This window comes from Actinotalea sp. C106 (assembly GCF_023630195.1).
In the GTDB taxonomy this organism is placed as follows: Bacteria; Actinomycetota; Actinomycetes; order Actinomycetales; family Cellulomonadaceae; genus Actinotalea.
In genome coordinates, this window is sequence record NZ_JALPKN010000117.1 from 1 (window position 1) to 9,535 (window position 9,535).

The following is a 9,535-nucleotide window of genomic DNA, read 5'->3' on the forward strand; positions in this document are numbered from 1 at the left end:
GTCCCCCCGCGGTCGGTCGGGGCACCAGCCGGCGTCCAGCGCCCCCGTGCGCGGTGGGGAGGGCGTGGTCGCGCGGTACGACGCCGAGCGCGGGTTCGGCTTCATCGCCCCGGACGCGGGTGGCGCTGACCTGTTCGTGCACGTGTCCGTCCTGAAGGGCACCGAGCCCCTGCAGGAGGGTGACCGGGTCCGGTACGTGGTGCGCCAGAGCGACCGAGGGCCGCAGGCGGACCGCGTCGAGCGGGCGTGATCGCACGCCCTGCCGGCGCTACGGGGTCGCGTAGTCGGGGATACGCATGTCGGCCATCCAGTCGACCCCCTCGGCACGGAGCGCTGAGCCCGTGAACTCTGCGTCGGTGATCAGCAGGTAGGCGCTCGGGTCCGGCCCGTCGTTCCAGGTGGGGTCGACCGCCAGCCACTGGCCCTCCACCCGGACCTTGTTCCACGCGTGCCGACCGCCGTCGAAGACGTCCCCGGAGACCACCACGCTCTCGACACCGGCTTCGTCGAGCAGTGCCTTGTAGGCCGCGGCATAGCTCGCGCAGACGCCGAGGTTGTCGTTCTCGGCCAGCAGCACGCCGCTCGCATCCCACGCGTGGTGGAAGTCGTCGGGGTACCCGAACAGCGAGTTCTCGAAGGCGGGCGTGTCGTACTCGGCCACCTCGATCAGCCAGGTGTTCAGCGCCTCCGCGATCTGCACGTCCCCCATCTCCGGCGTCGTCTCGGACGCGACAGCTGCCTCCACGACCGCGGCCACCTCCGCCTGCAGTCGCGCCGTCTCGGCGGGGTCGTGCACGTAGGTGATGTAGATGGCGCCGTCCCGGTAGTTGAAGCCGCGGAAGCCGATGATGTACGGGTTCTGGTAGACGGCCTCGCCGAGGGCGTCGTCGAGCGCTGGCATCCCCACCCGGTTCTCGTAGTCGGAGACGTCGATGGCGTCCTCCCGCGCGATCAGGTTCGCGGCGAGGTACTCGGTGAACTCGTTGCTGCCCGTCACCGGGTAGTCGACGTCGGGCGCCGTGGTCGATGGCGTGGGCTGGTCGAAGTCCTCGTCGACGGCCTCGGCCACCACGGTGATCGCAGGCATGCCGGTGGTCGGAGCCTCGGCGGTGGCGCGGTCGTTGAACTGGGCGATCTGCTCGTCGACCTCGGCGCGAGTGGCGCCCTCGAGGTACACGGGCCAGGCGAGGGCGGTGCCGCGCCCGATGTAGTTCAACCGCCACGGGGAGGAGGTGCCTCCGGTGACCGTCTCGGGATCGATGTGGGCCGACGTCTGCCGTGTCGCCCCATCGAGCGACGTGAAGAAGAAGCGGGTGGAGAGGTCGTCGAGGGAGGTGACGGACTGGCCGTTCGGGAACTGCTCCTTCCGACTGCGGAGCGGGATCTCGTGCGGCAGCGACGCAGCCACGCCGTTCGCGTCCGTCGGTTGGAGCGAGGAGAAGGCGTTGCCGTCCGTGGCGACCACCCCGTACTCGTACTGGGTGGTGTCGTTGTCGAGTGCGTTGACGGTGGTGCCTCCGCCAGCGACCTCGTCGGCGCTCCAGAGCCGGTAGGTACTGAGCCCATCGTTCTGCAGGATGTCGACGGCTACCTCCTCGCCGGTGAAGACGTCGTGCATCGGGGGCGACCAGGCCGTCTCCGTGGTGATGCCGACGACCTCGACGTCGCGCCGGTGGGACTCGTTCTGCCAGGAGGACACCGTGATGAGGTACTCGGTCGCCCCCGGGACGGGCCGCCACTCCACCTGCAGGGTGCCGTCGTCCGAGGTCGAGTAGCCCACCTCGGGCGTCGGGAGGGCGCTCTCGATCGTGATCGGGTGCACGACCGGCTTCTCGAGCGGTTCGCCCGATGCGTCAAGCTTCTGCACCAGGAAGTACTCGGCGTGGAGGCCCCAGAAGCCCATCCCTGCGGGGTTGAACTGGAACTCGCGCGTCGTGATCGGGGACTCGGAGCCGCTGAGCCGGTAGTACGTGGCTGACGGGAGCGTGTTCCCACTCACCTCGATCTCGCCCTGCCACTGGTTCGCGCGCAGCGAGGTGTTCCGCGTCAGCGCCGCGTCGGTGAACAGCTCGAAGGCGAAGCTGAGGTCGAACTCGTCCCCGTTCGCGGCCGCCATCGCCCTGAGGTCGTAGTCGGCGGGGAACGTGAAGCTGTGGTCGTGCTCGACCTCCTGCGCCGGGGCGTAGGCGTAGTCCCAGTCGTCCTCGGTGACCAGGCCGCCCGGCTGGCCGGGCAGGCCCCACACCAGGAACGCCGTCAGGCCGAGGGCCATCGCGGTCCCGCCCGCGACCAGGCCGACGAGGAGGCCGCGCCGCCGCGGCCGGGTCGTGGGCTTGACGGGCGGGGCAGCCGGGGCGGCGTACGGGTGCAACGGCGGGTAGTAGTGGTTGGTCCACTGCGCGCCGTCCCAGTACCGCTGCCGGCCGGGGGCGGTCGTGTCCGGATACCAGCCGGGGTGGGCGGCCGGGGTGTTGTCGGACATCGTCGCTCGTCTCCTGGGTGCCTGGGCTGCGGAGGAGCCTAGCTGTCGCCGAGAGCCGGTGCGGCGGGACGCCTCCGCCCGACGGGCGCGGTTCACCAGGCCCGCCGTCGGACGCCCGACGGTCCTGAGGCCCTTCCCCCTCCCTGCTCGCTCGGAAGGCCACCAACGCGTCGAGCTCCCGTACGCCCGCACGCCTTCGCTCGAGGGCCGTTCCCCGGCACCCCGCGCTCGCCGGGACTCAGGGCACGAGCCGGAAGGGGGAATGGTTCCAGAAGCCGTTGCGGAGCGTGACCCGTAGGGCTTCGGTGCCCCTGGTCCCCAGGTGCCCCTCGTACGCCTGCGGCTCGCACCCGAGGAGTGGCCCTCGGTCGAGGTACCTGACGCCTGCCCCGATGCGCACCGGTGCGTCAGGGAGCTGGACCGGCGTCGGCCTGCCCCATGCGACTGGGAGCTCCTCGTCGGCGACGACCAGGTACGCGCGGCCGAACAGCCGCATGAACCACCCGTTGAACCAGTGACCCACGACCACGGCGGACACCGTCACACCCACTGCCGGACCTCCGATCCTGTCGTCTCCTCCACGCCTGGTCCGGCGTCCCCCTCGCCCGGGGCAGGCGCAGCGGCCGATGCCGGGGTGCCCGAGCCCGCGTCGCGGTCGGCCGGGAGCACCGCGTCCGCGGGGGCCTTGCGGTGTGGGACGAGGTCGCGCAACCCCACCGCCGGACCTGTCGCCGCGAGAACCGCTCCGATCATGATGAGGGCGAACGACCACAGGCCGATCATGGCGATGAACGAGCCGTGCAGCAGGACGGCGAGCCAGAAGGCGAACGGCCGCAGCCTCCTCGGGCCGATGAGCAGGACCGCGATCAGCATCTCGACGACGATGGCCCCCCAGGCCATCGCCAGGGCGCCCAGAGGCGTCGTCGCGACGAGGTCGAAGAGCGGGGCCAGCGGTCCCGCGGTCCCGAACATGGGGTCGAGGGTCGTGAAGTAGACCGCGGTGCCGTCCTGCCACTCGGCCACCGCGGTCTTGCTCACGCTCGCGTTCACGTAGACCCAGACCATCTGGAACCTCAGCACGTGCGCGGCGGCCCAACCGAGGGGCAGCAGTCGGCTCGTGCCGCGAACCGTGCGGTGCCAGTGGTTCGTCCGGTCGTCGGTGAGGAGGATCAGGGCCAGGAGCAGGGTGACGATCTGCGCGACCGCCTCGCCACCGTCGGGCAGGCTGATCGAGGCCGAGATTGAGATCGTCGCCCAGAGATGGAGGACCCCGGAGATCCTGGGCACGTAGCCCGAGACGACCAGCAGCAGGCAGGCGATCACGATCACGGTGGGAATGTCGATGCCTGCTCCGGGCGCGAGGCAGTAGGCCCCGATCCTCGCGATCCCGTCGCACGACGGACCGCCCTCGCCGGTCCCGGTCGGCACGAACAGGGCCTGCCAGCTGGTGAACAGCAGCACCGTCAGCTGGGCGCCCGCGATGAGGGTTCGTGCGAGGGCGATCTTCCGGGAGCCGGTGGAGGTGTTCTCGAGCGACGCCCTGGTCGCGGCGAGGGCTCGTGTGATCAGGTCTCGCATCGGACGTCCAGGATCGTGAGGAACTGGGGCAGGTGGTCTACCTCGTAGAGGTCCCGGTACGACCATGGCACGGGGTCGGACTGGGCGAACAGCACCGAACCGCACAGGGTGGGGACGGGTGAACCGTTCTCGACGGTCCGCACCTCTGCGTCTGACTCGAAGCGTGCGTCTGACTCGAAGCGCTCGCGGCAGTCGGCCAGGGTGTCGCCGGTCTCGCAGGGGACCCAGTCCTCGTCCGTGAGGTCGAAGAGCAGGGTCCCCGCCTCGGGGCCCTGTGCCCGCTGCGTCCGGCTCAGGCCGAAGGCGTTCTCGGCCCTTCCCTGCGGTGTGGCCACGAGGGACTCGAGCGACTCGGCGTCGAAGAAGTGCAGGTCGGGCTCCGACGGCGAACGGGTGAAGAACCCCCAGCCCTGCGGGGCGAGGTCGATGCTGAACTCGCGCACCGGGCTGCGAACCCCTGAGTCCGACAGGACGTTGCTCGGCAAGGAGTGGAAGACGGAACCGAGAAGAAGCACCGTTCCCGCAACCGCAAGACCCAGCGCCTGGAGCTCCCGCCCGAACCGCGGTCGCTGAGGCCGCATCACCTGGCGAAGGCGCGCGTGAACTCTGCGACGAGCTCTGTCTTCACCAGCTGGCTCGTCGCGGCGTCATCCTCCATGAGGTAGGAGACCGCTGCCGGGACCACGGCGAGCGCGACGACGGCAAGAGTGGCAACCGCCGCATTCGCGTACACGACGACGTTGACGAGCCCACCGACGTACGCAACGACACAGGCCCACGCACCCGCGCCGCATCGCGACGACGGCCCGGCCTCGACGCGGACCTCGGCGTCGTACTCCTCCTCGAGCATCGCGAGGTAGTTGGTCGTGAGGCTCACCAGGCCCTCTTCGACGAGGCGCGGGTCCCCTGACGTGATCCGGTCGAGCACGTCAGACTCGAAGTCCTTGTGGTACTCGAGGTAGACGTCGATGACCTCGGCCAACTTCTCCGGGTCCGCCTTCTCGTGGCTCTCCGCGAAGTTGAGCCTCTTGAGCAGCTCGGGCTCCTGCTCGGCGACACGCCCCGTGCCGTTGAAGAGGAGCTCGAGGATCTCCTCGTGCGAGTACGCGGCCTCGATGCTCTGGAGTGTGGCGTCGCGGCTGAGCTCGCTCCGACCCCCGTCCCGGGTGTCGGCGCCTGCGGCAGTGGTGCTCCCCGTCACGAGAAGCGCCGCGGTGGCAAGGCTGGCAAGAGTCTTGATGGCAATACGCATGAATTCCCCCCCAGGTCGGTACGAACGCGAAGAACATTAACGAGAGCTCCTCGGATATGTCCACCCTTCACGTCCAGGGACTTTCGTCCCATGACATGTCCGGCGCCGGACGGGGGCGGGTCAGATTGCTTCTGACCGGCAGTGCTATAGCATCTTTCAGCCGCACTCGCCTCCCCGAGAAGTGCTCATCGGCGCCCGTGCCTGACGCCGAGGCCAGCTGCCCTAGCTGTCGCCGAGGACAGCGCTCATCGCGTAGTTCGTCATCGTGACGCCGCGCACGGGGAACGTGCGCCGCGCGTCGACGCGGAAACCGTGCGCCTCGAAGAAGCGGCGAGCCGTCTCGCTCGCGTGGGTGGTCAGCCGACGCGCGCCCAGGCGCACGGCCTCCTCCTGCACCCAGGCCATCAGCGCCGTCGCGACACCTCGCCGGGCGTGGTCGGGGTCGACGAACATCATGTCGACGTACCCCGTGGCGTCGACGTCGGTGAAGCCCACGACCCGCTCCCCGACGACGGCGACCGCCGCGTTGCGCTGGCTCTGACGGCTGGCCCACCGGTCGGCGTCCAGGCCGTGCGGAGCCCAGGCCTCGAGCTGCTCGGGGGAGTAGTCGGCTGCGGCCGTGACGTGCACTGCGCGCCGGAAGACCGCGAGGGTGGCCCCGGCGTCCGCCGGCACGCACCTACGAACGGTGACGCTCATGGGCTGAGACTAGGGGCAGGGGACGGGCACCGGCCGGAGGACGCCGGTCCCGCGCATCACCAGGCACCGCTCACGCAGGGAGGTCGCGCATGGCAGCCACGGTCCTGATCGTCGACGCGGCCAACGTCGTCGGTTCGCGGCCCGACGGCTGGTGGCGTGACCGGGTCGGGGCCGCCGAGCGTCTGCTCACCGCGCTCGCTGACCACGCAGCGCCCTCCGGTCGCGCGGCGCTCGCCGGAGGTCCGGCCGACGGCCCGGACGAGGTCGTCGTCGTCCTCGAGGGCCAGGCCCGTGGGGCGCGGGACGAGTGCGGCCCGGGTCTGACGGTCGTGCGGGCCGAGCGGGACGGGGACGGGTGCATCGTCGAGCAGGTGCGCGAGCGAGCGGGCCAGGGCGTCCTCGTGGTCACCTCCGACCGTGAGCTCCGGTGCCGCGTCGCGGCCGAGGGGGCGCAGGTGCAGGGCGCGGGCTGGCTGCTCCGGCAGCTCGAGGCCGGCGGGCCTGCGGTCGGTTCGGACGGGTGAGCGCGGTCGTGCTGGCGTCCCACTCGCCGCGGTGATCCCCTCAGGTCCGCCGGCTCCGCGTCGATGACAAGGACGCAGCGCACCGGGGCACCCTGGTCCTGAGCACCGTGCTCGGGTCGCGCCCTGAGGTCCGGGAGGGGCTCGTGCCGTTCATCACCACCGTCGAGACCGCCACCGACGGCCACACCGACCACGCGCCGCTGCGCCTGCGCCGCCCCACCCTCCCGGCCGCCGTCGAGGCCGTCGGTGAGCTCGCGCAACGCCTCGGCACCACGGGCCGCGAGCGCATCGTGCACGCGAGCGTCCTCGAGGTCGACGAGGCCGAGAACGTCGTCCGCGTGGTCGAGCTCGGCGGGTGCGTACCGAGCCAGCGGCCGCCGGCCGTCGGCTGAGGCGGCCCCTTCGTCGCGCACTCCCGGCCGCCCGCGCCTAACGTGGAGCGCGTCCTGCCGTCCGGATCCCGCCGTCCGCAGCCCCCTGGCCTCGCGCGTCCGTCCCGGACCGGCACCACGAGCGGCTCGGAAGGACCGGCACGATCCAGAAGCGCACCCCCGGCACCGTCTTCTACGTCTCGGTCGGCCTCGTCGTCGCGCTGGTCGCCACGGGTGCCCTCGCGCCGGATCGCCTCAGCGCTGTCTCGGGTGCGGCGCTCGAGTGGGTCAACCAGACCTTCGGCTGGTTCTACATGCTCGCGACGACCCTCTTCGTCCTTGCCTGCTTCTTCCTCGGGCTCGGCCCCTACAAGCACGTCCGCCTCAGCAAGAAGGACCGCGGCCCGGACTACTCGTTCTTCACCTGGCTCGGCCTGCTGTTCGCCGCCGGCATGGGGGTCGGTCTGGTCTTCTGGGGCGCCGCGGAGCCGATCCTGCACTACGTCGACCCGCCACCCGGGATCGAGGCTGAGACCGAGGAGGCCGCCCGCGCGGCCCTGACCTACAGCGTCTTCCACTGGGCGCTCCAGCCGTGGGGCGTCTACGCGATCGTCGGGCTGGCCCTGGCGTACTTCAAGTACCGCAAGGGCAAGCCCGGCCTGATCAGCCACTCCCTGAGCCCGCTGCTCGGCGACCGGGTCGACGGCCCGACGGGCAAGGTCATCAACATCGTCGCGACGGGCGCGACGGCGGTCGGCGTCGCGACCACGTTCGGCTTGAGCGCGCTGCAGGTCAGCGGGGGGATGTCGGAGATCTTCCCGGTGCCCAACACCGTGATCACGCAGATGATCGTCATCGCGGTGGTGACGGTCCTGTTCGTCATCTCCTCGCTCTCCGGGGTGGACAAGGGCGTCCGCTACCTGAGCATGACCAACCTCGGCATCGCGATCGTCCTGCTCAGCGCTGTCCTGGTGCTCGGCCCGACGGCCTTCCTCCTCGAGAGCTTCACGACCTCGGTCGGCACCTACGTGAGTGACTACTTCGACCTGAGCCTGTCCCTCGCGCCCTACTCCGACGGCGCCTGGTACGGCGAGTGGACGATCTTCTTCTGGGCGTGGGTGATCGCCTGGGCGCCGTACGTCGGCATGTTCATCGCGCGGGTCTCTCGCGGGCGCACCGTCCAGGAGTTCGTGCTCGGGGTGCTCCTGGTACCTGCGGTGCTCGGTGCGCTGTGGTTCGTCGTCATCGGCGGGACGGCCCTGGACCTGCAGATCAGCGGGACCACCGACATCGCCGGGCCCACGCAGCAGAACGAGGAGCTCGCCCTCTTCCTCACCCTGCAGAGCCTGCCCGGAGGGCTCGTCCTCAGCCTGCTGGGCCTCCTGCTCATCGTGATCTTCTTCGTCACCTCGGCCGACTCGGCGAGCTACGTGCTCGGGGTGCTGTCCTCGCGCGGCTCGATGGTGCCCAGCAAGGTCGTGCGCCTCGCGTGGGGCGGACTCATCTCGGCCACCGCCGCGGTCCTGCTGCTGAGCGGCGGCCTCGAGGCGTTGCGAGCCGTGGCGATCGTGGCGGCGCTGCCCTTCGCCGTCGTGATCTTGCTGATGGTCGTCTCCCTGATCAAGGCGCTGCGTGAGGACGTCGCGGCGGAACGCTACGACGCCGCGCAGGATGCCCGGGGCTGACCGGGGGCTGCCAGGGAGAGGTCAGGCGGTCGGGTCGTTGACCACGCTCACCATGAGAGGTGAGCCGGTCCGGGTGTCCCGCAGCAGCAGGAGGAACGGCCGGTCGATCTCCGTGTACTGGGGCGCGCTCACCTCGAGCCCGATGGCCGTCGCCGCCGCGGCCTCGGTCCCGTCCTCGTCGACCCGGAGAGCGACCTCCTGGACGACCTGGCTGATCTGGGCCGCGGTTCCCAGGCCTCCGTAGTCGCCGAGGGGATCCAGCCCGAGCTCCTCTAGCGGCGGCAGCAGCTCGTGCCGCCGCTCGATCTCCAGCCGCGGCATCGCCACCGCGACGTCCTGGCTCGGGCTCTCGTCGAGCCTGTCGAGGGTCGCCGCGTCCAGGCCGCACGGCTCGGTGCCCGACGGCGGGAGCACCGCCACGGCCTCGAGGGTGCCGTCGCGGTAGGGCAGGGCCACGGCCTGCCACCCGTCGTGCTCCTGCAGGGTGCCGCCGGCCCCGCTCATCATCGGCGTCTCCACGGTGCCGTGCGGGGTGGTGAAGGCCCCGTCGTGGGTGCTCTCGAACGGCTTGGCCCAACGGGCCTCGAGGTGCAACGCGTTGGTCAGGACCATGGCTGTGCTGGGGTGCAGCGCCTCCAGCAGCGGGTCGATCATGCCTGCGGTGTCCTGGCTGACGCTGTCGTTGATGCGGTCCAGGGCGCTGCCGGAGGGGTCCGCGTAGTCCAGGGGCTCGACCGCGGCGTCGAAGGCGGTGGCGACCGCATCGAGGTAGTCCTGGTCGGGCTCGACGCCGACGGCAGGCCACACGCGGTTGCTGATCCGCAGCGTGTCCGGGGCGTCGTCCTCGCTGGGCGGCTCGCCTGCCGTGAGCGCCGGGGTGAGCTGCGCCAGGCCGGCGTCGTGCGCCTGCAGGGCGGCTGCGAGCTCGGGTGACCAGGCGGGCA

Annotated in this window: 11 protein-coding genes; 4 read left to right on the forward strand and 7 right to left on the reverse strand. The window is 71.0% G+C overall.

All coding sequences use genetic code 11. The annotated features are described in order from the left end of the window. Positions 1-250: cold-shock protein (locus tag L0B03_RS09435; protein WP_250445558.1), on the forward strand; the 250-nt coding region annotated here is incomplete at its 5' end. Positions 251-268: 18 nt separating this feature from the next. Here L0B03_RS09435 and L0B03_RS09440 read toward each other — a convergent pair. The 6 genes from L0B03_RS09440 to L0B03_RS09465 all read right to left on the reverse strand — a co-directional run bounded on the left by L0B03_RS09440 (position 269) and on the right by L0B03_RS09465 (position 6,011). Beyond that, positions 269-2,482: a DUF2510 domain-containing protein gene (locus L0B03_RS09440; protein WP_250445559.1), complete on the reverse strand. Its 2,214-nt coding sequence runs from the start codon at positions 2,480-2,482 to the stop codon at positions 269-271. A 238-nt stretch (positions 2,483-2,720) separates the two neighbouring features. Then, positions 2,721-3,020 carry a hypothetical protein gene (locus L0B03_RS09445; protein ID WP_250445560.1) on the reverse strand — a complete coding sequence of 100 codons (300 nt, stop codon included), beginning with the start codon at positions 3,018-3,020 and terminating at the stop codon, positions 2,721-2,723. A 2-nt stretch (positions 3,021-3,022) separates the two neighbouring features. Further along, a complete protein-coding gene (locus L0B03_RS09450; protein WP_250445561.1) occupies positions 3,023-4,060 on the reverse strand; it encodes a sporulation-delaying protein SdpB family protein in 1,038 nt (345 codons plus the stop codon). Continuing rightward, the gene (locus L0B03_RS09455) at positions 4,048-4,641 is read right to left on the reverse strand and encodes an SdpA family antimicrobial peptide system protein (protein ID WP_250445562.1); all 594 of its coding nucleotides are present in this window, start codon (positions 4,639-4,641) and stop codon (positions 4,048-4,050) included. The genes L0B03_RS09450 and L0B03_RS09455 overlap by 13 nt, the downstream gene beginning before the upstream one ends. Then, complete coding sequence (locus tag L0B03_RS09460) at positions 4,641-5,312, reverse strand: hypothetical protein (protein ID WP_250445563.1); 672 nt, start codon at positions 5,310-5,312, stop codon at positions 4,641-4,643. Before L0B03_RS09460 ends, L0B03_RS09455 begins: the two co-directional genes overlap by 1 nt. A 222-nt stretch (positions 5,313-5,534) precedes the next feature. Then, a complete protein-coding gene (locus tag L0B03_RS09465; protein ID WP_250445564.1) occupies positions 5,535-6,011 on the reverse strand; it encodes a GNAT family N-acetyltransferase in 477 nt (158 codons plus the stop codon). 89 nt (positions 6,012-6,100) lie between these two features. Here L0B03_RS09465 and L0B03_RS09470 point away from each other — a divergent pair, with 89 nt between their 5' ends. The 3 genes from L0B03_RS09470 to L0B03_RS09480 all read left to right on the forward strand — a co-directional run bounded on the left by L0B03_RS09470 (position 6,101) and on the right by L0B03_RS09480 (position 8,591). Beyond that, the gene (locus L0B03_RS09470) at positions 6,101-6,535 is read left to right on the forward strand and encodes a hypothetical protein (protein ID WP_250445565.1); all 435 of its coding nucleotides are present in this window, start codon (positions 6,101-6,103) and stop codon (positions 6,533-6,535) included. A gap of 143 nt (positions 6,536-6,678) precedes the next feature. Continuing rightward, the gene (locus L0B03_RS09475) at positions 6,679-6,927 is read left to right on the forward strand and encodes a hypothetical protein (protein WP_250445566.1); all 249 of its coding nucleotides are present in this window, start codon (positions 6,679-6,681) and stop codon (positions 6,925-6,927) included. A 143-nt stretch (positions 6,928-7,070) separates the two neighbouring features. Then, a complete protein-coding gene (locus L0B03_RS09480; protein WP_308200032.1) occupies positions 7,071-8,591 on the forward strand; it encodes a BCCT family transporter in 1,521 nt (506 codons plus the stop codon). 21 nt (positions 8,592-8,612) lie between these two features. Here the strand turns inward: L0B03_RS09480 and L0B03_RS09485 are convergent. Then, positions 8,613-9,535: serpin family protein (locus L0B03_RS09485; RefSeq protein WP_284501607.1), on the reverse strand; the 923-nt coding region annotated here is incomplete at its 5' end.